We start from the raw sequence: 23,803 nt of genomic DNA on the forward strand, positions 1-23,803 counted from the left end.
CACGCCCCGCCGCTCGGACGTCAGAGCACCCAGCGTCGTCGATCCCCGAGGCCCGGCACCCGCCGGACCGCCCGAAAGGTGATCCCCGTGAGCACTCGCCACCCGTTCGGCCGTCGAGCCGCGTGGCCCGTCATGCTCGGGGTCGGTGCCGCGGCGCTCGCGGTCACCGCCGCCGTCACGCGTGCCGACACCGCCGCGCCGAGCGCCCCCGCGACCTCACCCTCCGCCTCCGCGACGGCCTCCACCCCCGCGCCCACGCCTTCCGCGTCGCCCACCACCGAGGACGTGCTTGCCGGCGTCGAGCTCGACGCGCTCGAGGAGCGGGAGATCGGCGACCTCCGGGACTTCACGGCGTGGCTGGCGGAGAACGACGCCGAGGGCTTCGTGGGCGAGGTCGGCTGGCCGGCCGCGACCGACCCGGGCTGGGACGCCCTCGGCGAGCACTGGTACCTCCTCGCCGAGCAGGAGGGCCTGTGGACCACCGCGTGGGCGGCCGGCAGCCACTGGTCCGACGGCTATCCGCTCGTGACGTACGGCGACGGCGGCAGCGGCTCGCTCGACACCGCCAGCGGCCAGGCGCTCGTGATCGAGGAGCTGGAGGCGTCGCGCGGCACGGACGATGCGGGAGGCACCGGCGCCCGCCACGGCGTCAACCTCGCGGGGCTCGAGTTCGGCACGGAGGACGGCTTCACCAACACCCGTCCGGGCGTGCTCGGCACCGACTACTTCGCGGAGCCCCTGGCGTCGTACGCGTGGCTCGCATCGCGCGGCATCGACCTCGTGCGCCTCCCCGTGCGGTGGGAGCGCCTGCAGCCCGAGCAGGGCGGCGCCCTCGACGCGGCTCAGGTCGCAGCCGTCACGGCGCAGCTCGACGCCGCCGCGGACGCGGGCATCGACGTCGTCCTCGACCTCCACAACTACGGCGCGTACGTCACCGACGCCGGGCCGCTCCTGCTCGGATCTGACGCGCTGCCCGGAACGCGGATGACCGACGTCTGGCTCCGCATCGCCCGGACCTGGGGCGAGCATCCCGCGGTGCTCGGGTACGGCCTCATGAACGAGCCGCATGACCTGGGCGGCGGCGACGAGCGTGGCGCGGCCGCCGCCTGGGAGCAGCTGACGCAGGACACCGTCACCGCGCTGCGCGAGGCGGGCGACGCGCACCTCCTGCTCGTCGCCGGCTACGACTGGTCGAGCCTCGAGCGGTGGCGGACCACGCACCCGACGGGATGGATCGACGACACCGCCGGGAACTTCCGCTACGAGGCTCACCACTACTGGGACGCGTACGGCGAGGGCAAGTACGCGCTGCCGTACGCGGAGGAGCTGGCCGCGGCCGCAGGCTAGGAGGCCGCCGCGTCCAGCTCCGCGGCACCCTCGGCCCCCTCCCGCGCGACCCGCGTGGGCTCGGCGCGGAGCGCCTCCTCCATGAGGGCCGCGACGCGGAGTCCGTCGCGCACCGCATAGTTGGTGCCGCGGTCCTCGGGGAAGACCTGCGAGAAGTTCGCGAGGAAGTAGCCGGGCAGGGGCGTCTCCATCGCCGGGATGCGGGACTCGAAGGTGACGTCGACGATGTGCTGGGCGTTGCGGAAGCGGAACACGTGGGACTCGGTGACGAGGTCCCGGGAGAACTCCGGCAAGAGCTTCTCGAGGCCCGCGTACCAGCGCTCGCGCAGGACGTCCTCGTCCATCGTCATGACCTCGTCGTCGTTCTGCACGTAGTCGCCGATGTAGTAGATGTACCGCCCGCCGGTGTTCTCTGCGCCGATGAGCGAATCGAGGCTCAGGAACACGAGGAACGGCGCGTCGAGGTCGTGGATCTGGTGCCAGTACGTGTCGGTGATCGGCTCGCTGGTCGTGATCACCATGAGCGCGGCGCCCAGGTAGTCGATGTCGGTGAGCTGCTTCGAGTAGGCCGGCGTCATCGCCGGGTGGTCCTTGGCGGCGCGGGCGAGCGCGTTGCTCGGGATCGCGCCGAGGACCGCGTCGAAGCGGCGCTCCTCGCCGTCGATGACGAGCGCGGGCCTGCCGTCGGCCTCCGTGAAGGCCTGGATGGGGGTGCCGGGGCGGAGCACGGCGCCCCGTGCGGCGAGCTCCTCGAGCCACCGGTCGACCATGATGCGGAAGCCGCCCTCGAAGTAGCCGAGGCGCTCCGTCTGCTCGCCCTTGAGCTTCGACGTCTGCCGCACGTGGATGCGCGTCCACAGCCACGCCATCGTGACCTTGTCCCAGTACACGTCGAACTTGCCCATGAGCAGCGGCTTCCACACGATGTCCGTGGCCCGCTTGCCGTTGACCTTGCACAGCCAGTCGTACGCCGTCACGGTGGTGAGCGGCTGCCAGTTCTTCAGCGACAGCGTGCGCAGGCCCGTGAGTCCCGTGCGGACCCGGTCGACGAACGACAGGGGCTTGAACGAGAGCAGCTCGAGCGGCGTGGTGAAGCCGTACCGCCTGCCCTCGTGGAACGCCTTGATGGAGCTCGGGTAGAAGTCGAGCCGGTCGCGGATGCCGAGCTCCTCGGCCATCCCGATCATCCACTCGTCGGTCGTGTAGAGGAAGTGGTACGCGCGCTCGAGCGGGAAGCCGTCGGCGAGCTCGAAGCCGGCGACCAGGCCGCCGAACGTGGGCGCCGCCTCGTACACCTCCACGTGGTGGCCCGCCTTCGCGAGCTCGTACGCGGCCGTGAGGCCGGTGAAGCCGCCGCCGACGACGGCGACGCGCGCGGGCGTGATCTCGTTCATGCTGCGGTCCTTCCCTCAGGGGTGGCGAACGTGGTCTTCTTGTTGAGCGTGTACTGGAGCAGGACGACGACCGGCAGGGTCGCCCCCTTCGAGATGAGCGCGTCGACGTGCAGGCCGTCGACGAGCACCGCGATCATCAGCGTGCTCACGACGTAGCCCGCGCCCGAGACGAGGGTGAACGACAGGAAGCGGGCGACGATGCGGTCGGTCACCTTGAAGTTGAGGAGGCTGTTCGCCGCGAAGCTCACGATCATCGCCACGAACGTCGAGGTCGTGTTGGCGAGCACCGGGTGCATCCCGACGGCGACCGCGAGGAGCGCGTACAGGCCGACGTCGACCACGAGCGCTCCCCCGCCGATGACGACGTAGAGGAGGAAGCGCCGGTACCGCTCCGCGAGGGCGCGCAGGCGGCCGGGTGGCGCGGGAGCGGTGGTGACGGCATCCATGGGGGCCTCCTTGGCGTTTCTCTCAGGCGAGCGGGACGGTGAGGGTCGAGGGCAGGCCCCGCTGGAAGCGGTGCCATGCGTAGGTCCAGGAGAAGTCCGCGAGCGTGCCGTCCCACGTGCCCGTCTCGGGGTCGATCTCCGCGGCGATCTGCGTCAGGTACACCGCCTCCGGGTCGGCGCCGACGTCGCGGACCTGGGCGAGCATCCCGAGCGTCGACCATGCCGGGAGGCCGGGCGTGTCCGCGGCGTACGCGACGATGCGGGGCGCGAGGCCGTCGAGGAGGACGGTCGCGCGCTCCTCGCCGGCGAGCTCCTCGCGCAGCAGGACCGGCACGAGCCGCAGGGTGTCCTCGCCGAGCCTGTCGGCCCCCTTGCCCGTGAGCCGCGAGGCGCGCTCCAGCTCCCCGTCCTGCGTGAGGACCACCCAGTTCGGGAGGGTCCCCCTCTCGTCTAGCACACGGGCCAGGAACGCGTAGCCGTCGTCGATGAGCCGCTGCCAGTTGTGCTCGGGAAGCGCCTCGGCGAGCCGCCGGTAGAGCACGGGGTCGAAGTACGAGGGGTTGAGGAGCTGATCGTCGACCGAGCCGTCCGCGGACGAGTCGACCAGGCGCAGGCCGTCGAGCGTGAAGGTGCACCTCGACCACCAGTCGTCCGCGAGCTCGGACGCCTCGGTGGCGAGCCTCGGGGCGTCCCATGCCTCGGCGGCCTCGACGAGGAGCCCGATGAACCGCTGGTCCGCGGAGCAGACGGTGTCGGAGCTGGCGAGCTCCCCGTCGCCGAGCTCGTCGGTGATCCACTGCCACGAGGTCAGACCGTCGTTCTCGCGGTGGCGCAGGTGGTCGCTCGTCCACTGCCAGACGCCGCGGAAGGTCGCCTCGTCGTCCTGCGCGAGCGCCTGCTCCATGGCGAGCGCCTGGTCCAGCGACGTCGTCGTGCCCGTGTCGCCCTCGAGCACCTGGCCGTAGGACACGAGCCAGTCGTCGCGGAACCGCTCCCACGCGTCCTGGAGCACGATCTCGTTGCGGCTCTTGACCGCCCACACCTGGGCCCAGTCGCCGTTGGTCGAGATGCGCGCATCGAGGTCGATGAAGGACGACGAGCCCTCGGTGTACGAGGCCACCAGCTCGGAGTGCTCGAGCACCTCGGCCATCTTGGGCACCGTGCCCTGCTCGATCTGCTCGAGCACCTCGTGGGTGAGCACGAGGTACTCGATGTCGCGCCAGTCGTCGCCGTAGGTCTGGCGGAGCTCGGGGTCGTACTCCGCGTTGAAGAAGTACATCGTCCCCGTGTACGGGCCCTCCTGGGCGAGCTCGGGGTAGACGAAGTTGTCGGCGGCGATCACCGCGTCGGGCTCGATCTCGTCCTCGATCCACGCGACGGCCGCCTGCTGGTTGCTCGTCTCGTCCGTGACGAGGTGACGGTGGTCGGTGACCGTGACGTATCCGGCGACGATCCCCACCGCCGCCGTCGTCCCCAGCGCGGTCCGGAGGCCGCCCGGTGGCGCGAGATCCGTCACCTTGGCGACGAGCAGGCCGACCGCGAGCGCGAGGAACGGCAGCAGCGGTGCGACGTAGAGGTCGATGACGATGCCGCCTCGGGCGAGGAACAGCACGTACGAGAGCACGAGCACCACGACGGCGATCGTGCCGGCGTCCCGGAACCGCCTGAGCGTGAGCATGAGCAGGAGCGCGAGGGTCGCCGCCGCCCCGAGGACGATGGTGAAGGAGTCCTTGACGAGCCACGAGCCGACCGCCTGCTGGAAGCTCGACGCGGGGTCCCACGGCCACGCGAAGTCGCCGCGCCCGAGCTGGAGCCCGAAGGTGTCGACGAGGCTGACCCGTTCCGGCACGCCGTCGGCGTCGACCGGGGCGGGCAGGAGCTCCTCGTTGAGCATCGCGTAGACGAAGAACAGCAGCACGGTGCCGCCCGCGCTCGCGAGCCAGTGCAGCAGGGCGTGCTTGCGCTGGGCGCCCCTCGCGCCCGCCCAGAGCAGGACCAGGAAGCCGAGCCCGAAGAAGGCCGCGTTGAGCTTGGTGAGCACCGCGACGCCGAAGGCGATGCCGCTGCCGATCGTGGCGCCGAGCGTGAACGGCCTGCGCGCGATCAGCAGGATCGCCAGCAGCACCCATAGCACCATGAGGTTGTCGAGCAGCACGCGGCGCTGGAAGTAGATGCCGAGCGGCGACAGCGCGAACACGAGCGCCGCGACCATCCCGGCGGTGATCCGGCCCCCGGAGAGGCGCTTGCCGATGACGTAGACCAGGAGCGTGTTCGCGACGTGCACGAGCAGCATGAGCACGCGGCCGGCCTCGAGCATGCCGCCGAAGACGGCGCCGCCGCCGGTGATGCCGAGCCACCCGCCCACGAACATCCATCCGAGCGGCGCGTGGTCGTAGCGGTAGGTGTTGACGTCGAGCTGGCCCTCGGTGATGAACGCCCACCCGCGCGACAGGTACGTGGCCTCGTCGTTCTCGAAGTACGGGTAGCCGAGCATGTTCCAGGCATGCACGAGCGCGCTGGCCACGAGCACGGCCACGACGAGCAGGACCTCGACCCGCCGGGGCGTGCGCGGCTTGGCGTGCGCCCGGATCGGGCGCACCGCCAGGGCCGTCATGCGGCCTCCGAGGCCATGACGGGTGCGAGCACCGGACGGGCCTCCTGGGCGCCGATGCGGTGGCGGCCCGTGTGCACCGTCTTCTCCCAGCCGCGCCGGCCGGTGAGCTCCCGGTAGGTCGCGCGCACCGCGCTCACCATGAGCAGGCCCTGGTACGGCACGAAGCTCACGACGAGCGCGAGGTACCGGTAGGGCGAGATCCTGATTCCCTGGTCCTTGCCGAACTCGTAGAGCCCGAGCACGCTCGTGCACAGCATCACGACGGCGAGCATGAGCGGCACGAAGCTCAGCAGGCTCACGAGCACGGGCAGCTTCATCGTCATCCCGATGAGGATGAACAGCGGCGCGCACGCGATCACGACGGCCATGAAGCTGGGCGCGGTCAGCACCGAGCCGACGAGCACCTTCTGACGGAGGGTCGGCAGCCTCCACCAGTCGCCCTTGCGGAGGACCTGGAGGAAGCCCTGGTTCCAGCGCGTGCGCTGCTTGACGAACGCGCGGGTCGAGTGCGGCACCTCCTCGCGCGTCACGTGCTCCGCGTCGTACATGACGCCGAAGCTCTTGCCGGCGATGCTGAGCCGGATCCCCAGGTCGGCGTCCTCGGTGAGGCCGTGCTCGTCCCACCCGCCGACCTCGCGCAGGTCCTCCGCGCGAAAGAACACGGTGTTGCCGCCGAGCGGCACCGCCCCCTCCTTCGCGAAGTAGTGCATGCGCGACTTGAACCAGAAGAAGTACTCGAGCACGTTGTGCGCGCTGAACCAGTGGCTGTCGTGGTCCATCAGCTGGACGCCGCACTGGAGCACGTCGATCCGGCGGCGCTGGTAGAGGGTGTCGACGATCGAGAATATCTCGGGGCTCACGTCGTCCTCGGAGTCGAAGATCGTGACGAGGTCGTGCTTGGCGGCGGCGAGCCCGAGGTTCATCGCGCGGGACTTGCCCGGCGTGCCGTGGAACACGAGCACGGTCACGTTGGTGAGCCCGTGCTCCTCCGCGGCGCGCTCCGCCGCGGCGATCGTCGCCGTGTCGTCGGCGGTGCAGATCACCATGAGCTCCACGAGCCGCGTCGGGTAGCGAGCCTCGCCGAGCCGGCGCAGCGTCTCCCCGATCACGTCCTGCTCGTGGCGCGCCGGCAGCAGGACCGTGAAGCCGTGCCGGGGGCGCGCGTAGGTGGCAGGCTTGCCCGCCGCACGGATCCGATCCGGCGAGTCCCAGATGTAGAGCGTCTGGACGAGGCTCGCGACGGCCTGCACGAGGAGCACGACCGCGACGACCAGCACGAGGCCGGTGAGGATGTCATGCGGCACGGCGGAGCTCCGGTGCGTTCGCGAGGACCGGGGCGGGCGGGCTCGCCGTCCGACGCCGCCAGTCCCAGATGTAATGGCTGCTCACCCAGTAGTTCACGGTGACGGCGATCGCGATCCCGAGCGCCTGGGCGAAGAGGTAGAAGACGCCGAGGTTGGAGAACACCACGAAGGCGCCGAAGATGACGGTCTGGGTGAGCGCGCTCGCGCCCTCGAACTTCAGCAGGTTCACCAGCACCTGCCCCACCCCGAGCCCGCCCCCGGCGCGGCGGTAGCGCCGGAACGTGAAGGCGGTGTGCCAGCAGAAGTTCCACAGGATCGAGATCTGGATCGCGGCCGCGGACAGCAGCCAGATCCCGTCGTCGACCGGGTCCTGCGGCATGAAGATGTGCCGCAGGACCCACAGCGACCCGAGGTTGACGAGGGTCCCGGAGGCGCCCACGAGGAGGAACCGGACGAGCTGCTTGAACGGCGAGTCGTCGTTGAGCTGCAGCGCGATGCGGACGAACTCCACCACGTCCTTGACGCTCGCCTTGGAGACGCCGTGCGCGCGCGTGTGGAAGCTGATCGGCACCTCGGTGACCGCCCACCCGCCGCTGGAGAAGGCGTTGGCGAGGAAGATCTGGAAGCCGTACCCCCGGGCGCGGACGCGGCCGAAGTCGATCGAGTCGAGCACGTGGCGGCGCATCGCCCGGAAGTTCGTGGTGAGCTCCCGCAGGCCCGGGTCGATGCCGCCGACGCCGCGTGCGACGGACCCGGCGACCCTGGTGCGGACGATCTGGCTGAGAGGCCAGTCCCCCGGGATCAGCCCGCCCGGCGTGTAGCGCGAGCCGACCGCGACGTCCGCGCCGTCCTCGATCGCGGCGAGCAGCGGCAGGACGTCGAGGGGCGCGTGCGAGAAGTCGGCGTCCATCGTCATGACGACCTCGTACCCGAGCTCCAGCGCCTCCGCGAACGCGAGCTCGAGCGCCTTGCCCAGGCCCTGCTTGGTGCCGCGGGACAGGAGCAGCCGTCCGCGATAGCGGCCCGCCGCGAGCTCCTCGACGATCTCGCCGGTGCCGTCCGGCGAGCGGTCGTCCCGGACCAGCACGTGCAGGTCCCAGCCGGTGCGCTTGCGCGTCGGCAGGGAGAAGAGCTGCTCCAGCAGCGCGGCGATGTTGCCCGACTCGTTGTAGGTGGGGACGATCATCAGCGCCGTGCGCGGGGGCGCGATCGGCCGGGGGCCGCCGTCCGTAGGGATCGGGGAAGAAGCCATGCCCGTGGTCCTCCTGGTTCTGGGCGCAGGGCCCGTGGTCCTCACCACGGGCTCTTCCGCACAGGGGCACGGCCGAGCGTCAGCAGACCAGGCGGAATCCAGGATGGAGTCGACAGACGCGATGCTCCGATCCTGGCCCCCCCAGGCACCGTGGCAACGCTGACAAGCGACACGTTAGCCAGGGCATTTGCGCTTGTATAGGACGAAACGGATATTTAACCTATACGACACATAGGACGGGCCTACGGATGCCAGGGCGGCCCTCCCCGAGCGGGAATGCGAGCCGACCCCGCCGCGGTTGCCCCTGGAGCACCCGGCGTGGTGGCCGGGAGGACGGGAGGGACCGTGAGCGACAGCACAGGCGGCGAGGCCGACCCCGCGACGCTGAGCAGCCCGACCGGGACCGAGGCCGCGCTGCGCGCGCCGCGCTCGGACGACGGTACCGCCCCGCTGGTGCTGGTGCTGGGAGCCACGGGCTACATCGGCGGACGCCTCGTCCCCCGGCTCCTCGCGGGCGGGTACCGCGTGCGGGCGCTCACGCGCTCGGCCGACCGCATCGCCGCGCTGCCGTGGGCCGGCGACGTCGAGGTCGTCGAGGGCGACGCCTCGGATGCGTGCGCGATGGACCGCGCGATGAGCGGCGTCGACATCGTCTACTACCTCGTGCACTCCATGCACAGCGGGCGCGACTACGGCAGGCTCGACCGCGCCATCGCCCTCACCGCCGCGAAGGCCGCCGCCGCGCATCGTGTCCGGCGCATCGTCTACCTCAGCGGCCTCCACCCGGACGGGGTCGAGCTCTCCGCACACCTCGCGTCGCGCCAGGAGGTGGGCGACATCCTCATCGCGTCCGCCACGCCGACGCTGGTGATCCAGGCCGGGGTGGTGATCGGCTCCGGCTCCGCGTCCTTCGAGATGATCCGCCACCTCACCGAGGTGCTGCCGTACATGCCCGCGCCCAAGTGGGTGCGCAACACGATCCAGCCGATCGCCGTGCGCGACGTCCTCTACTACCTCCTCGCCGCGGCGCGCGTGGACGGCGACGTGCAGGGCACGTTCGACATCGGCGGGCCCGATGTCATGCGCTACTCGGAGATGATGAACGGCTACGCGGCCGTCGCGGGACTCCCCCGGCGCACCATCACCGCGCTGCCCGTCCTCACCCCCGGTCTCGCCTCGCACTGGGTCGGGCTGGTCACGCCGGTGCCGAACCGGATCGCGCGACCGCTCGTGGAGTCGCTGCTCCACTCGTGCGTGGTGAAGGACGATGCGATCGACCGCCTCATCCCCCCGCCCCCGGAGGGGCTCACGGGGTACAGCGACGCGGTCAGGCTGGCGCTGGGGCGCATCGAGATCGACCAGGTCGAGACCAGCTGGGTCGACGCGCGCGTGCCCGACGCCCCGAGCGACCCCATGCCGAGCGACCCCGACTGGGCCGGACGGACGGTCTTCAAGGACGCGCGCCGGAAGGCCACGTCGGCCGATCCGGACGCGGTGTGGGCCGTCATCTCCCAGGTCGGCGGGGCGACGGGCTGGTACTCGGCGTCGGTGCTGTGGGCGGCGCGCGGCCTCATCGACCGGCTCTCGGGCGGCGTGGGCCTGCGGCGCGGACGCCGCACGAGCGCCCAGGTGACGGTGGGCGACGCGATCGACGTGTGGCGCGTCGAGCACGTCGAGCCGGGCCGCCTGCTGCGGCTGCGTGCCGAGATGCGCGTGCCCGGCAGCGCGTGGCTCGAGCTGGGGGTCGAGCCGACGACGGAGGGCTCCGAGTACTGGCAGCGCGCCGTGTTCTTCCCCCGGGGGCTGACGGGACGGCTCTACTGGCTGTCGATGCTGCCGTTCCACGGGCTCATCTTCAGCGGCATGGTCAACCGCATCGTGGCCGAGGCGGAGGAGGACGAGGCGCCCGCGCTCGTGCCGGAGCCGCGACGGGACTGACCGCGCGCGCCCCGCTCAGTTGGCGACCGGCGAGTACGTGTCGTACTGCTCGATCACGGTGCGCACGCGCGCGAGGGCGTCGTCGTCGAGGCCGGCGTCCCCGGTCACCTCGTGGAGCGCGTCGAGCGCGAGGTTCCCGTACTTGTGGCCCGCGTCCTCGGGCACCGCGGTCGACAGGATGAGATCGACGACGCCCTGGAACGCGGTCACCGCCGGGATCCACACCATGTCGTCGCTCACCTGCGCCGAGCGCTGCTCCGGCAGCATCCACTCGGGCTCCGACCAGATCACGCTCGGACCGATCCACACGATGGGGTCGTTGCCGTGCTGCAGGTAGGCGACGCGGGTGTCGTCCCAGGCGCCGGGCAGCGCCTCGAGCCCGCCCCACTCGTCGGACCACCGCACGTGCGCGCCGTCGTCGAGCACCGGGAGCGCGTACGGGCTGCCCGCGTCGCGGCCGTCCTCGAGCTCGTTCCAGATCGGGGTGAAGGACGGGGTGCCGGCGAGGACCGCGCCCTGCGTCGACGCGAGGAGGTCGGCCGCGTCCTCGTATGCGGCGTGGATGCCGAAGCTGCCGAGGCTCAGCCCGTACACCACGAGCTCCGGACGGTCGCCCTCCGGCAGCTCGGTCCACCAGGCGGTCACCGCGTCCACCAGCGCCGTCGTGGCGTCCTGCGACGCATCCGGGGTGAGCAGCGCGGACACGGGGCTACCCGTCGCGGTGTACTGCACGGCCACGAGCGCGGAGTCGCCGGCGTGGAGGAGCTCGAAGCCGTCGATGGCCGCGGGATCCAGCCAGCCCGAACCGGTGGTGCCCGCGATCATCAGCACCGAGCGGTCCGCCGCGCCGGTGCGCTCGAGCTCGGCGACCGCCAGCGCGGCGTGATCCTCGTAGGAGCCGGGCGAATCCATTCCCACGTAGACCCGGATGGGCTCCTCCGCCGGCATGCCGGTGACAAGCTCGATCTCCGTGACGCTCGGACCGCCGGCGACGATCTTCACCCCGGCCTGGCCGAGGTCCTCCCACGCGACGAGGCTGTCCGGGCTGCCCGAGCGCAGCGGGCTCGTCGGCTGCGTGTAGTCGGGGTCGTACGCGCGGTTCTTCTGCGCCGAGGCGACGGTGAGCAGCCACGACAGCACCGACAGGCCGAGGGACAGGACGACGAGCATCGCGACGACGGTCGCGGCACCCGTGGCGAAACCGGCCACGCGGGGCCGGGAGGCTCGGCCGGGCATGCGCGGCCCGATCAGCCGCTGCAGGCGCCGGTAGCCGCCGGCGACGCCGCGACCGATCGCGAAGGCGAGCCACGCGCCAAGCGCGAAGAATAGGACGGCCACGAACCAGTCGAAGCCGTTCGTGGCGGGCATGCCGACGGCCTCCCGCACGGAGTTCTGCCAGCCGAGCGCGAAGGGCATGAGCGCCACGGCGCCGACGAAGCCGATGAGCACGACGACCCAGACGGGCGCGTCCGCGGCATCGGGGAGCCGGCCGCGCGACAGGCGCGCGACACCGCGCCACAGCAGGACGCCCACGCCGTAGCCGACGGCGAACGCCAGGCCGGAGACGAAGCCCTGACCCCACGCGGGCCGCGGCAGCAGCGACGGGGTGAGGGACAGCGCCAGCGCGACGAGCCCGACGGCCGCCCCCGCGACGTCCAGCCGGGATCCGATGCGCACGACCTTGACCATGTACCTCCCCCTTCGTCGCACTCACAGTAGCGGTGACGCCCTCCGGGAACGCGCCCGGCGGCGAGGCTGGCGTGTCACGATGGACGGAGGCTCACCGAGGGGGTCACGTGTCCGCCTACCCGAGCATCGAGGATCACGGGCTGATCGGCGATCTGCAGACCGCCGCGCTCGTCGCGACCGACGGCACCGTCGACTGGTTCTGCGCGCCGCGCTTCGACGCGCCGAGCATCTTCGCGTCGCTGCTCGACTCCGAGCGCGGCGGGCGCTGCCGCATCCGGCCCGCCGACGACGGCTACGTCACGCGCCAGCTCTACCTGCCCGACACCGCGATCCTCGTGACGCGCTTCATGAGCGACGACGGCGTGGGCGAGGTCGTCGACTTCATGCCCGTCGTCGGGTCCGAGCCGACCGACCGTCACCGCCTGGTGCGTCTCGTCCGCGTCGTGCGCGGCACGATGGCGTTCACAGGCGAGATCCAGCCGCGCTTCGACTACGGGCGCGCCGCGCACACGCTCGAGCAGGTGAGCGAGGAGGGCGCGGTCTTCCGTGCGGACGGACTGTCGCTCACGGTGCATCGCATCGGCGGCGTCGTCGTCCACGGCGGCCGCCGCGCGGGGGCCATGGAGGCGAGCGGCGACGGCCTCCGGGTCACGGGGACGCTGCGGGAGGGCGACGTCACCGGCGTCATCCTCGAGACGGGCGGCGGCGCCCCCGCGCGGGTCTCACCCGACGAGGTCGACGCGCTGCTGCGCGAGACGAGCCGCTACTGGCGCGAGTGGAACGGCCGCTCCACCTACCGGGGACGATGGCGCGAGATGGTCGCCCGATCCGCGATGACCCTCAAGCTCATGACCTACGCCCCGACCGGCGCGCTCATCGCCGCGCCGACGGCGGGGCTTCCCGAGCAGGTCGGCGGCGAGCGCAACTGGGACTACCGCTACACGTGGGTGCGGGACGCGTCCCTGTCGGTGCACGCACTGCTGGGACTCGGCTACACCGAGGAGGCGGCGGCGTTCGGCGTGTGGCTCATGGACCGCGTGCACGAGAGCGTCGGCGAGCGGTCCGGACCGCTCAAGATCATGTACCGCGTGGACGGCACGTGCGACCTCGTCGAGGAGAGCCTCGACCACCTCGAGGGGTACAAGGGATCCCGACCCGTGCGCATCGGCAACGGCGCATCGGACCAGATCCAGCTCGACATCTACGGCGAGGCCCTCGAGGCCATCTTCGCCGCGGCGGAGGCGGGGCTCGAGCTCGCCCACGCCGGGTGGGCGCAGCTCACCGCGCTGCTGAACTGGCTGTGCGAGCACTGGGATCAGGCCGAGGAGGGCATCTGGGAGACCCGCGGCGGCCCGCAGCGCTTCACGTACGGACGCGTGATGTGCTGGATCGCGCTCGACCGGGGCATCCGGCTCGCCCGTCGGCACGGCCGCCCGGCGCCCGTCGACGCGTGGACCGAGGCGCGGGACGGGATCTACCGCGAGGTCATGGAGCGAGGCTGGGACGGCGCCCGCGGGGCGTTCGTCCAGCACGACGGGACCGACGTGCTCGACGCGTCGCTGCTGCTCATGCCGATCCTGGGCTTCATCGCCCCGCTCGACCCGATGTGGCTGTCGACGCTACGCGCGATGCGCGAGGAGCTCGTCTCGGACAGCCTGGTGTACCGCTACAACCCGAGCGCCTCCCCCGACGGCCTGTCCGGCTCCGAGGGGACGTTCACGCTGTGCTCGTTCTTCTACGTCGACGCGCTCGCGCGGTCGGGGTTCCTCGAGGACGCGGAGCTGACGTTCGGCAAGATGCACACGTACGCGAACCACCTGGGCCTGTACGCCGAGGAGATCGGGCTCACGGGCGAGCAGCTCGGCAACTTCCCGCAGGCCTTCAGCCACCTCGCCCTCATCCGCGCCGCGATCGTGCTCGACCGGCACCTCGACGCGACGCAGGACCTCGTCGGCCCGACCGTCCGCGAGGCGATGCGACGGCTCGACGAGCCGGGCGACGGCACGGGTTCCTGGCGCGTGCCGGGCGGGGACGGCGACGCCTGATGCCACGCGAGGGACGTTCGACGCCTACGGTGGTCACATGACGCCCGAGGCCGACGAGACCGGCACCACCGACGCACCCACCCAGACCTTCGCCGACCTCGGCCTCGACGGACCGATCCTCAGGTCCCTCAAGGCCGTCGGCTACGAGACCCCGTCCGCCATCCAGGCGGAGACCATCCCGCTGCTGCTCAGCGGCCGCGACGTCGTGGGTCTCGCGCAGACCGGCACCGGCAAGACCGCCGCGTTCGCGCTGCCCATCCTCGCGCGTCTCGACAAGTCCCAGAAGGCGCCGCAGGCGCTCGTGCTCGCGCCCACGCGCGAGCTCGCGCTCCAGGTCTGCGAGGCCTTCGAGCGCTATGCGTCGGACCTCAAGGGCGTCCACGTGCTCCCCGTGTACGGCGGCCAGGGCTACGGCGTGCAGCTGTCCGCGCTGCGACGCGGCGTGCACGTGGTCGTGGGCACGCCCGGCCGCATCATGGACCACCTGGACAAGGGCACGCTCGACCTGTCGGAGCTGAAGTACCTCGTGCTCGACGAGGCCGACGAGATGCTCAAGATGGGGTTCGCGGAGGACGTCGAGACGATCCTCGCGTCCACGCCGGACGACAAGCAGGTCGCACTGTTCTCGGCGACCATGCCCGCGCAGATCCGTCGCCTCTCGCAGCGCTACCTCGACGATCCGGCGGAGATCACGGTCAAGCGCAAGACCACCACCTCGTCCACGATCACGCAGCGCTACCTCATCGTGTCCTACCAGCAGAAGATGGACGCCCTCACGCGCCTCCTCGAGGTCGAGAACTTCGAGGCGATGATCGTGTTCACTCGGACGAAGAACGACACCGAGTCCGTCGCCGAACGCCTGCGCGCCCGCGGTCTCGCCGCCGCGGCGATCAGCGGCGACGTCGCACAGGCCCAGCGCGAGCGCACCATCAAGCAGCTCAAGGACGGCAAGCTCGACATCCTGGTCGCGACCGATGTCGCGGCGCGCGGCCTCGACGTGGACCGGATCAGCCACGTGGTGAACTTCGACATCCCGATCGACACCGAGTCCTACGTCCACCGCGTGGGCCGCACGGGTCGCGCGGGGCGCACCGGCGACGCGATCAGCTTCATCACGCCTCGCGAGCGCCGCCTGCTCACCGCGATCGAGAAGGCCACCCGCCAGCCGCTCACCGAGATGCACTGGCCCTCCGCCGACGAGGTCAACGCCACGCGCCTCGCACGCTTCGACGACTCGATCACCGCCGCGCTCGAGCAGGCCGATCGCATCAGCCGCTTCCGCGACATCATCGCCCACTACGTCGAGCACCACGACGTCCCCGAAGCGGACGTCGCCGCGGCGCTCGCGGTGGTCGCGCAGGGCGAGACGCCGCTCCTGCTCGATCCCGCCGACGAGCCGAAGCGGCAGTCCTTCGCTCCCGACCGGCGCTCTCGTGACGATCGCGGCGACGATGCGCGCGGCGGCGGCCGTGACGACCGTCGCGGCGACCGGCGGTCCAGCGAGGGCTTCACCGCGTACCGCATCGAGGTGGGCAAGCGTCACAAGGTCGAGCCCCGGCAGATCGTCGGCGCGCTCGCGAACGAGGGCGGCTTCTCGCGGGGCGACTTCGGCAAGATCACGATCCTGCCCGAGTTCTCGCTCGTGGAGCTGCCGTCCACGCTGCCGCCGTCGGCACTCGAGCGGCTGCGCGGGACCCGCATCTCCGGAAGGCTGATCGAGATCAAGCCCGACAGCGGAGGCCGGTCCCGCGACGGCGGCTCGCGCGGCGGCCGCTACGGCGACCGCGACCGGGGCCGCCGGGACGACCGCGGGCCGCGCAAGCCGCGGCGGTACTAGTCCGCGGCGGCCCCCGACGCGTTCCGTGCCGCCGCTCGATCGCCGCCCCGCGCCGACAGGCCCTCGCTAGCATCGCGCCATGGGGGATCTGACCGTGTCGGAGGCGGTCGCGGCGACGCCGAGCACGCGCGACCGCTACGTCGACCTGCTGCGCGTGGGGTCGCTGCTCGGGGTGGTGCTGGGGCACTTCGGCATGGCCGCGGTGGTGCTCGACCACGGCACCGGGACGGTCGACATCGGCAACGTGCTCGAGGCGGCCGCGTGGACGCGCCCGCTCACGCTCGTGTTCCAGGTGATGCCGCTCTTCTTCGTCGTCGGCGGCTTCGCCCACGCGACCGCGTGGCGGTCGCTGCGGGCGCGCGGCGGCGGCTACGCAGACTTCGTGCAGGCGCGCATCGGCCGGCTGCTCATGCCCACCGCAGTGTTCGTCGGGGCGTGGATGGCGCTCGGAGCCGCGATCGAGCTCCTCTGGCCCAACTCGCCCGCCACGGCGCCGATGCTGCAGATCTCCGGACAGCTGCTGTGGTTCATCGGGATCTACCTCATTGCGGCGGGGCTCGCTCCGGCGCTGCTGTCCGCGCATGACCGCTGGGGACCGGGCGCGCTCGCGTGCCTCGCCGGCGCCGCGGTCGCGGTCGACGTGGTCCGGCTCGCGGCCGGGATCGACGGCGTGAGGTGGCTCAACTTCGCGTTCGTCTGGCTCGCCGTCCACCAGCTGGGCTTCTTCTATGCGGACGGCGTCGCGGATCGCCTCGGTTCCCGACGGCTCGGGGGGACGATGCTCGGGCTGGGCGCCGCCGCCCTGCTCGCCCTGACGACGTGGGGCCCCTACGGCTGGTCGATGGTGTCGTACGACGGCGAACCGCTGTCGAACCTCGCCCCGCCGACCGTCGCCCTCCTGGCCTTCGCGTGCGCCCAGGCGGGCCTCGCCCTGCTGCTCCGCGCACCGGCCCGGCGGCTGCTCGAGCGGCGCCGGGTATGGACGTTCGTGGTGGCCGGCGGCGCGGTCGCGATGACGGCGTTCCTGTGGCACTTCACGGCGCTCGTCGCGGTGCACGCCGCCCTGTGGGGGGCGGGCGTCGATCTCGCGGGCGACCCGACCGTCGCATCGTTCTGGTGGGCCAAGCTCGCGATGCTGCCCGCGTTCCTGGGGCTGGTCGCGATGCTCGTGGTCGCGTGGAGGCGCTTCGACCGGCCCCCACCCCGCGGCACGCTGGCGGGCCCGTCGTGGCGGAGGGCGACGATCGCGGCAGGTGCGGTCGTGTGCGCGATCGTGGGCACGCTGGGGTTCGCGGTGGTGGGCTTCCGGGGCGTGGTGAGCGGCTACGTGGGACACGTGGCGGTGCTTCCCATGAACGTGTGGGCGGCGGCCGCCCTCACCGCCGCGGCGATCGTGCTGTCGCGGCTCGCGGTGGCACACCTCTCACGGCGGCCGTGACGGGCCGCCCGCCGCGTCCCGCCGCCGTGTCTCAGAGGCGGTCGAGCAGCTCGCAGCCAGAGCCGGGGCAGGTGTCACCTGGTGCCTCTGCGCTGCAGCCGGCCGCGCACAGCGTTGCGGCGATCATGGCTCCCGCCGTCATCTCACGCATCGGCCACCCCCTGCCGGCGGCGCGTCCTCCTCCATGGTCGCCCCGCCGGACCGGCGCGGCACGGCGGGGCGAGACCCGGGGTGCGGGACTACGATCGAAGTGAAGAGCAGCGCGCACGATGCCCCTCCGAGGACGGCCCCGGACACTTCCGGTCAGGCACCGAGGGGGCAGGCCGCGCCTCCCTCCCCAGCGCTCCCCCAGGCGGCGCCGCGCCGCCGGGCCGGGGTGTCGCCGCGACGTGGCGGCGACGGAGAGGAGGCCGCGATGAGCGGCCGGATGAACACGCGCCTGGCGCTCACGATGCTGGCGGCCCTCGCGGTGACGCTCGCGGGATGCACGGCGGCCACCGAGACCGGCACGTCGGACGCGACGACCGGGACGGCGGCGACGACAGTTGAGAGCGTGCCCTGGGCGACGATGTCGAGCGACACCGGATGGCCATGCGCGACCGAGGACAACGCCGGTCGCACCGCCATCGACGAGTACGTCGAGGCCTGGAACCGGGGCGATGCCGACGCGCTCACGGGTATGCTCACGGGCACCTACGAGGGGCATATGGCCTGCAAGTACGAGGCCGCGCTGGCCACCGGGCTCACGCTCGACGCCGACTTCGACGCGTGCGAGCTGACCGCGACGGACTACGGCGACGTCGTCCGCACGTGGGACATGAACGTGTGGATGTTCGACCTGTCGACGTCGTACTACGGCGACGGCATCCTCTCGGGCGCCGAGATCCCGCGCGACCTCGTGGCCGCCTACCAGGGCGACGATGAGGACGCCCTCGCGTTCTGGGACTGCGACGGCTGCGACTGGACCGACGAGGCGTACACCGACGCGCAGGACGCGGTCATCGAGGCCTACGTCGCGGCCTTCGACGCGCACGACCTGGACGCGGTGATGGCGCTCTTCGCGACCGACCCGACATGGGCTCCGACCAGCGAGCAGACGCGAGCCACGCACGAGCTCCTGTTCACGACCGGGCTGACGCTGAGCGTCGACCTCGACGACGGCACGTACGCGCTCACGGACGCGGACGGCACCACGCTCAACCCCGGGCGCAGCGGTCCGTGCCTCCTGCAATGGGCGCCGGTCTTCATGTTCTCGGAGGACGGCGCCGGGGACCTGCTGGTCGACACGGGCCTGGGCCTGATCGTGGTGGAGCTCGACGACGCGCAGCACGTGCTCGACAACGCCACGCGGGAGGCGCTCGACGACGCCCTGGGGCTCTGAACGCCCCTCAGAGATCGGCGAGCAACTCACCCACCTGGGCGACCACCGCCCGCTGCGGCGGGGTGTCCTCCCAGATCTCGATGTGCTCGCCGCCCTCGACGACGACGACCTCGGCGTCGTAGCCCGCCTCCCGCAGCGCGGCCGCGAAATCCTCCGAGACGCTCAGCGGCACGTCGAACCAGGAGAAGTCCTCGGCGTCGCCGTGGAGCAGGCGCAGCACCAGGTCGGGATTGCCGCCGATCTGGGCGTAGGGATCCGCGGCGGCGTCTCCCGGCGGATCCAGGGGAGCGCGGTCGTTCGTGTAGTCGACGGTGGCGTGGTCGTAGGGTCCCTCGTAGCCGACGAACGCGTCCGGCAGGGCGTCGTCCCCCTCGGGGACCGCGCACTCGTCGAGATGCCCGCCTCCCCCCAGGGCGGCCGCGGCACCGATCGCGGCGCCGAGCGAGTGGCCGACGAAGACGACCCGCGACGTGTCGCCGCCGTGAGCCTCCGCGTCGTCGACCGCGACGCTGACCGCACACGCGAGGTTCTGCGCGCTCGCCTCGGCCGCGCCTCCACCGCTCGGCCACGCCACGTTGTAGGTGAGGGCGCCCTCGGCGGCGATGCCGGTCGCCCAGTCGCTCACGGCCGACCGGTGCTGCGACGTGCCGTGGGCGAGGATCACCACAGGCCAGGAACCGTCGAGTGTCGGAGCGATGACCGACATCTCACGCAGCACGGAGGCCGGCTCGGTGTAGGCGAGGGTGCGGGCCTCCGTCAGCTCGCAGCCCTCGGAGGGACACGTCGACCCGGCATCCTGCGCCGAGCAACCCGCGGCGCACACGACGGCGGCGATCATCGCCCCCGCGGACATCGGACGCATCGTCCACCTCCTACCGCCGGCGGACTCCCCCACCTCCATCCTTGCACCGGGGACCTCGGCTCGCCTGTCCGGCGGGACCTGGTGGGCGGTGGCATGCGTCCGACACGGACGCGCGTGAGCACTCCCTGAAGTACGCCGCTCCATCGGAACGCGCGCCATGCCGGAGCGGGGCGACTGGACGGTCCGACCGCGGCGAGCTCTCACCCGTCACGGGCCCGGTCGGCGCGCATCTTTTGACGGTCTGCCAGGGCGCCCGTACGTTGAAGAGAAATCCGCGCGACGCCGCGCCGTTCCAGCGAGGAGCGCCGCCATCCCCGACACCGGCCTGATCCTCATCATCGGAGACGATCCCGCCTGCGCCGCGGAGCTGCAGGAGGTGGTCGAGGCGGGCGGCTACGCGGTCACCACCGCGGCCGGCAGCGCCTTCGCGATCGACGCCGTCATGCGTGTCGCCCCCGACCTCGTCATGGTCGATCCGAGCATCTCGGGCGTCCACCCGTCCACGTTCATCCGGGACCTCAAGGCGAACCCCCGCACGCAGGACACCCCCGTCATCCTCATCGCCAACGCGGACGACCCCACCTCGCGCGCGCTCGGCCTCGAGGCGGGCGACGACCTGATCAGCCGACCCTTCGACCCCCGAGAGGTGCTCGCGCGGGTGGAGCGCCAGGTCACCGTGTCGAAGGTGCGCATGGCGCTGCGCGAGTCGGAGGCGAAGTTCAGGTCCGTGATGGAGTCGGCCATCGACGCGATCATCTCGGCGGACGCCCGCGGACGCATCCGGTCGTGGAACACGGCCGCGGCGGCGCTGTTCGGCTACACCGAGGACGAGGTGATCGGACGCCCGCTCGAGCTCATCATCCCGCCGACCTACCGGCAGCAGCACCGTACCGGCGTGGACCGCGTCTCGGGCGGCGGCGAGACCCATGTGATCGGCAAGACGGTCGAGCTCTCCGGGCTGCGGGCGAACGGCACCGAGTTCCCGGTGGAGCTGTCGCTCGCGACCTGGTTCCTCGACGACTCGCGCTACTACACCGGCATCATCCGCGACATCAGCGAGCGCAAGCAGGCCGAGGAGAAGTTCCGGTCCGTGACCGAGTCGGCGATCGACGCGATCATCTCCGCGGACCACTCGGGCGAGATCATCAGCTGGAACAAGGCCGCCACCAGGATCCTCGGCTACACGGAGGACGAGGTGGTCGGGCACCGCCTCGAGATGATCATCCCGCCACGCTTCCACGAGGCGCATCGCGCGGGCATGGCACGCTTCACGGCGACCGGCGAGGCGCATGTGATCGGCAAGACCGTCGAGCTCGCCGCGATCCACCGCTCGGGCGAGGAGCTGCCGATCGAGCTGTCGCTGTCGACCTGGACGGTGCGGGACACGCGCTACTACACGGGCATCATCCGCGACATCCGCGAACGCAAGCGCGCCGAGGACGCGCTGCGCACCAGCGAGGCCGAGCTGCGCGAGCGCACCGAGGAGCTCGGGCGAAAGAACGATGCGCTGGTCGAGACCCTGGCCCGGTTGAACGAGATGCAGGACCAGCTGGTGATCCAGGAGAAGATGGCCTCGCTGGGCAAGCTCAGCGCCGGGATGGCGCATGAGATCAACAATCCCGCGGCGTCCGCGCAGCGCGGAGCGGCCCAGCTCCGTTCGGCCTTCACGCGGCTCGACCAGATCCACCGGCGGCTGTGCGCCGTCGGCCTGACCGCTCCCCAGCACGCGGAGATCGATCGGCTCGACACGCTCATCGTCGACCGGGCGCTGCGTCCGGCGGAGCTCAACGCCGTCACGCGCAGCGATCGCGAGGAGCAGCTCGAGGAGTGGCTCGATGAGCTCGACGGCGAGGTGGCCGGCGACGTGGCCGCGTCCCTCGTCAGCCTCGGGTTCACCACCGAGGACCTGGAGCGCCTCCGCTCCCTCTTCGACGATGCGGCGATGCCGATCGTGGTGGAGTGGGTCGGCTTCACCTACACCATCCACTCCCTCTTCTCCGAGATCGCGGAGGGGACGAGCCGCATCGTCGAGCTGGTGAAGGCGCTGAAGACGTACACGTACATGGACCAGGCACCGGTGCGGGAGACCGACGTCCGCGAGGGCCTCGACAACACCCTGATCATCCTGCAGAACAAGCTCAAGAAGGGCGTGACCGTGGTGCGGGAGTACGAGGAGGACCTTCCCCGGATCCAGGCCTTCGCGAGCGAGCTCAACCAGGTGTGGACCAACATCGTCGACAACGCCGTCGACGCCATGGACGGCGAGGGACGGATCGTCGTACGAGCGTTCCACCGCGACCCGTGGGTGGTGGTGCAGATCGAGAACGACGGCCCCGTGATCCCCCGCGAGGTGAGGTCGCAGATCTTCGACCCGTTCTTCACCACGAAGGGCCCCGGCGAGGGAACCGGCCTGGGTCTCAACATCTCGAGGTCCATCGTCGTGCAGAAGCATCACGGCGAGATCGACGTCACCTCGCACCCGGGCCAGACCTGCTTCGAGGTCAGGCTCCCGGTCGACTACACGTCGCCGGAGCGCTAGGGGTCCACCATGGCCAAGCCGATCATCCTCGCCGTCGACGACGAGCCGCACGTCCTGAACGCCGTCGCGCGCGACCTCCAGGAGCGCTACCGCGGCGACTACCGCATCGTGAAGGCGCTGTCCGGGCAGGAGGCCCTCGAGGCGGTCCAGGAGTTCAAGCGGCGCGGCAACGCGGTCGCCCTGTTCGTGGTGGACCAGCGGATGCCGGGGATGAGCGGCGTGGAGCTGCTCACCGAGGCCATCACCTTCTACCCCGACGCGAAGCGGGTGCTGCTGACGGCGTACGCCGACACCAACGCCGCGATCGCCAGCATCAACGAGGTCGCCCTCGACTACTACCTGATGAAGCCGTGGGATCCTCCCGAGGAGCAGCTCTACCCCGTCCTCGACGACCTGCTGGATGGCTGGGCCGCGCACGTCCCGGTGCCCTACGACGGCATCAGGGTGGCGGGCACGCTGTGGTCGCCTCGCTCGCACGCGGTGAAGGAGTTCCTCGCGCGGGGACAGATCCCGTACCAGTGGCTCGACATCGAGAAGGACGACGAGGCGCGCGCCCTGGTCGAGGCGTCCACCGGGAACCGGAGCGTGGTCCCCGTGCTCTTCTTCCCCGACGGGACCCTGCTCGAGGACCCCGACCTCCACGTGCTGGCCGACAAGGTGGGGCTGCGGACGCCGGCGCTCAAGCCGTTCTACGACCTCATCGTCATCGGCGCCGGCCCCGCGGGCCTCGCGGCCGCGGTGTACGGAGCCTCCGAGGGACTGCGCACGGTGGTGGTCGAGCGGGAGGTCCCGGGAGGGCAGGCGGGGACGAGCGCACGCATCGAGAACTATCTGGGATTCCCCCAGGGCATCGGGGGTGCGGACCTCGCGAGGCGCGCCGCGACCCAGGCGAGGCGGCTCGGCGCGGAGCTGCTGGTCGCGCAAGAGGTCACCGGGGTGCGGCTGGAAGGGCCGTACCGCATCGTCACGCTCGACGACGGCAGCGAGCTTCGCTGTCATGCGCTGCTGATCGCGACCGGGGTCACCCTCCGGACCCTCGACGTCCCTGGGCTCGAACCGCTGCTCGGCGCATCGGTCTACTACGGCGCGGCCACGTCGGAGGCGTCGAACTACCGCGACCGCGACGTGCTCGTCGTCGGGGGCGCGAACTCCGCCGGGCAGGGCGCGCTGTTCCTGTCGAGATTCGCGCGCAGCGTCACCATCCTGGTGCGCAAGGACTCGCTCCGCCACAGCATGTCCCAGTACCTGATCGACCAGATCGAGCGCACGCCAAGCATCGCGGTGAGGCCGAGCACGGAGATCACCGCCGTCACCGGCGACGCGCGTCTCGAGACCGTGACCCTCGCGGACCGTGGGGCCGGCGAGAGCACGACAATGCCGGCCGACGCGATCTTCATCTTCGTGGGCGCGGTCGCCAGGTCGGATCTGGTCGCGGACCTCGTCGAGCTGGACTCCGCGGGCTTCGTCCTGACCGGACAGGACCTGGTCGCGGGCGGCAGGCGTCCGCGCGGCTGGCACCTGCAGCGCGACCCGCTGCTGATGGAGTCGAGCGTCCCGGGCATCTTCGCCGCGGGCGACGTGCGGCACGACGTGGTCAGGCGCGTCGCCTCCGCGGTGGGCCAGGGCTCGGTCGCGGTGAGCGCGGTGCACCGGTACCTCGAGACCGTATAGGAGGGTGCGCTCCCGGCGCGGCCGCCGGGGCCGGGCCGTGACCGCA

15 protein-coding genes are annotated in these 23,803 nt (G+C 71.6%); 8 read left to right on the forward strand and 7 right to left on the reverse strand.

The features are described 5' to 3' along the window. Window positions 1-87: 87 nt before the first annotated feature. Window positions 88-1,347, forward strand: a complete 1,260-nt coding sequence (locus tag AOM07_RS05575) for a glycoside hydrolase family 5 protein (RefSeq protein ID WP_156171804.1) — start codon at window positions 88-90, stop codon at window positions 1,345-1,347. Here the strand turns inward: AOM07_RS05575 and AOM07_RS05580 are convergent. From AOM07_RS05580 to AOM07_RS05600, 5 genes are read right to left on the reverse strand one after another with little or no spacing between them, the layout of a single operon-like run. Then, window positions 1,344-2,741, reverse strand: a complete 1,398-nt coding sequence (locus tag AOM07_RS05580; RefSeq protein ID WP_062311795.1) for an NAD(P)/FAD-dependent oxidoreductase — start codon at window positions 2,739-2,741, stop codon at window positions 1,344-1,346. The two genes, AOM07_RS05575 and AOM07_RS05580, sit on opposite strands and share 4 nt — an antisense overlap. Continuing rightward, window positions 2,738-3,187, reverse strand: coding sequence for a GtrA family protein (locus AOM07_RS05585; RefSeq protein WP_062311796.1), 450 nt, complete (start codon window positions 3,185-3,187; stop codon window positions 2,738-2,740). The genes AOM07_RS05580 and AOM07_RS05585 overlap by 4 nt, the downstream gene beginning before the upstream one ends. A 22-nt stretch (window positions 3,188-3,209) precedes the next feature. After that, complete coding sequence (locus tag AOM07_RS05590; protein WP_062311797.1) at window positions 3,210-5,801, reverse strand: glycosyl hydrolase family 8; 2,592 nt, start codon at window positions 5,799-5,801, stop codon at window positions 3,210-3,212. Then, window positions 5,798-7,105 carry a glycosyltransferase gene (locus AOM07_RS05595; RefSeq protein ID WP_062311798.1) on the reverse strand — a complete coding sequence of 436 codons (1,308 nt, stop codon included), beginning with the start codon at window positions 7,103-7,105 and terminating at the stop codon, window positions 5,798-5,800. The genes AOM07_RS05590 and AOM07_RS05595 overlap by 4 nt, the downstream gene beginning before the upstream one ends. Next, window positions 7,095-8,357, reverse strand: coding sequence for a glycosyltransferase (locus AOM07_RS05600; RefSeq protein WP_084830125.1), 1,263 nt, complete (start codon window positions 8,355-8,357; stop codon window positions 7,095-7,097). The genes AOM07_RS05595 and AOM07_RS05600 overlap by 11 nt, the downstream gene beginning before the upstream one ends. A 345-nt stretch (window positions 8,358-8,702) precedes the next feature. Here AOM07_RS05600 and AOM07_RS05605 point away from each other — a divergent pair, with 345 nt between their 5' ends. Next, window positions 8,703-10,295 carry an SDR family oxidoreductase gene (locus tag AOM07_RS05605; protein ID WP_062311800.1) on the forward strand — a complete coding sequence of 531 codons (1,593 nt, stop codon included), beginning with the start codon at window positions 8,703-8,705 and terminating at the stop codon, window positions 10,293-10,295. Window positions 10,296-10,310: 15 nt separating this feature from the next. Here the strand turns inward: AOM07_RS05605 and AOM07_RS05610 are convergent, their stop codons facing one another. Next, entirely contained in the window at window positions 10,311-11,984 is a 1,674-nt protein-coding gene (locus AOM07_RS05610) for an alpha/beta-hydrolase family protein (RefSeq protein WP_062311801.1), read from the reverse strand. Between the two features lie 107 nt (window positions 11,985-12,091). Here AOM07_RS05610 and AOM07_RS05615 point away from each other — a divergent pair, with 107 nt between their 5' ends. The 4 genes from AOM07_RS05615 (at window position 12,092) to AOM07_RS05630 (ending at window position 18,685) form a co-directional block, all read left to right on the forward strand. Next, a complete protein-coding gene (locus AOM07_RS05615; RefSeq protein ID WP_084830127.1) occupies window positions 12,092-14,029 on the forward strand; it encodes a glycoside hydrolase family 15 protein in 1,938 nt (645 codons plus the stop codon). Between the two features lie 37 nt (window positions 14,030-14,066). Beyond that, on the forward strand, window positions 14,067-15,866 hold the full coding sequence (locus tag AOM07_RS05620) for a DEAD/DEAH box helicase (protein ID WP_062311802.1): 1,800 nt from the start codon (window positions 14,067-14,069) through the stop codon (window positions 15,864-15,866). 79 nt (window positions 15,867-15,945) lie between these two features. Then, window positions 15,946-17,304 (forward strand): acyltransferase family protein, encoded by a 1,359-nt coding sequence (locus AOM07_RS05625; RefSeq protein ID WP_084830128.1) that lies wholly within the window; start codon window positions 15,946-15,948, stop codon window positions 17,302-17,304. Between the two features lie 415 nt (window positions 17,305-17,719). Then, a complete protein-coding gene (locus AOM07_RS05630; protein ID WP_062311804.1) occupies window positions 17,720-18,685 on the forward strand; it encodes a Cif family virulence factor in 966 nt (321 codons plus the stop codon). Between the two features lie 7 nt (window positions 18,686-18,692). On the opposite strand, the gene AOM07_RS05635 is transcribed toward AOM07_RS05630, so the two are convergent. Beyond that, a complete protein-coding gene (locus AOM07_RS05635) occupies window positions 18,693-19,547 on the reverse strand; it encodes an alpha/beta hydrolase family protein (RefSeq protein ID WP_062311805.1) in 855 nt (284 codons plus the stop codon). A gap of 157 nt (window positions 19,548-19,704) precedes the next feature. Here AOM07_RS05635 and AOM07_RS05640 point away from each other — a divergent pair, with 157 nt between their 5' ends. Both AOM07_RS05640 and AOM07_RS05645 read left to right on the forward strand, forming a co-directional pair. Beyond that, window positions 19,705-22,086 (forward strand): PAS domain S-box protein, encoded by a 2,382-nt coding sequence (locus AOM07_RS05640; RefSeq protein ID WP_084830131.1) that lies wholly within the window; start codon window positions 19,705-19,707, stop codon window positions 22,084-22,086. Window positions 22,087-22,095: 9 nt separating this feature from the next. Beyond that, a complete protein-coding gene (locus AOM07_RS05645) occupies window positions 22,096-23,757 on the forward strand; it encodes an FAD-dependent oxidoreductase (RefSeq protein ID WP_062311807.1) in 1,662 nt (553 codons plus the stop codon). Window positions 23,758-23,803 lie beyond the last annotated feature (46 nt).

The sequence above is a fragment of the Demequina rhizosphaerae genome, assembly GCF_000971255.1.
In the GTDB taxonomy this organism is placed as follows: domain Bacteria; phylum Actinomycetota; class Actinomycetes; order Actinomycetales; family Demequinaceae; genus Demequina; species Demequina rhizosphaerae.

Bases quoted from the DNA above. Each gene is read 5' to 3' on its own strand.
- AOM07_RS05585 (WP_062311796.1), bottom strand. From the start codon at position 3,187: ATGGATGCCGTCACCACCGCTCCCGCGCCACCCGGCCGCCTGCGCGCC.
- AOM07_RS05645 (WP_062311807.1), top strand. From the start codon at position 22,096: ATGGCCAAGCCGATCATCCTCGCCGTCGACGACGAGCCGCACGTCCTG.
- AOM07_RS05630 (WP_062311804.1), top strand. From the start codon at position 17,720: ATGAGCGGCCGGATGAACACGCGCCTGGCGCTCACGATGCTGGCGGCC.
- AOM07_RS05580 (WP_062311795.1), bottom strand. From the start codon at position 2,741: ATGAACGAGATCACGCCCGCGCGCGTCGCCGTCGTCGGCGGCGGCTTC.
- AOM07_RS05635 (WP_062311805.1), bottom strand. From the start codon at position 19,547: ATGCGTCCGATGTCCGCGGGGGCGATGATCGCCGCCGTCGTGTGCGCC.
- AOM07_RS05620 (WP_062311802.1), top strand. From the start codon at position 14,067: ATGACGCCCGAGGCCGACGAGACCGGCACCACCGACGCACCCACCCAG.
- AOM07_RS05625 (WP_084830128.1), top strand. From the start codon at position 15,946: ATGGGGGATCTGACCGTGTCGGAGGCGGTCGCGGCGACGCCGAGCACG.
- AOM07_RS05610 (WP_062311801.1), bottom strand. From the start codon at position 11,984: ATGGTCAAGGTCGTGCGCATCGGATCCCGGCTGGACGTCGCGGGGGCG.
- AOM07_RS05590 (WP_062311797.1), bottom strand. From the start codon at position 5,801: ATGACGGCCCTGGCGGTGCGCCCGATCCGGGCGCACGCCAAGCCGCGC.
- AOM07_RS05640 (WP_084830131.1), top strand. From the start codon at position 19,705: ATGCCGGAGCGGGGCGACTGGACGGTCCGACCGCGGCGAGCTCTCACC.
- AOM07_RS05600 (WP_084830125.1), bottom strand. From the start codon at position 8,357: ATGGCTTCTTCCCCGATCCCTACGGACGGCGGCCCCCGGCCGATCGCG.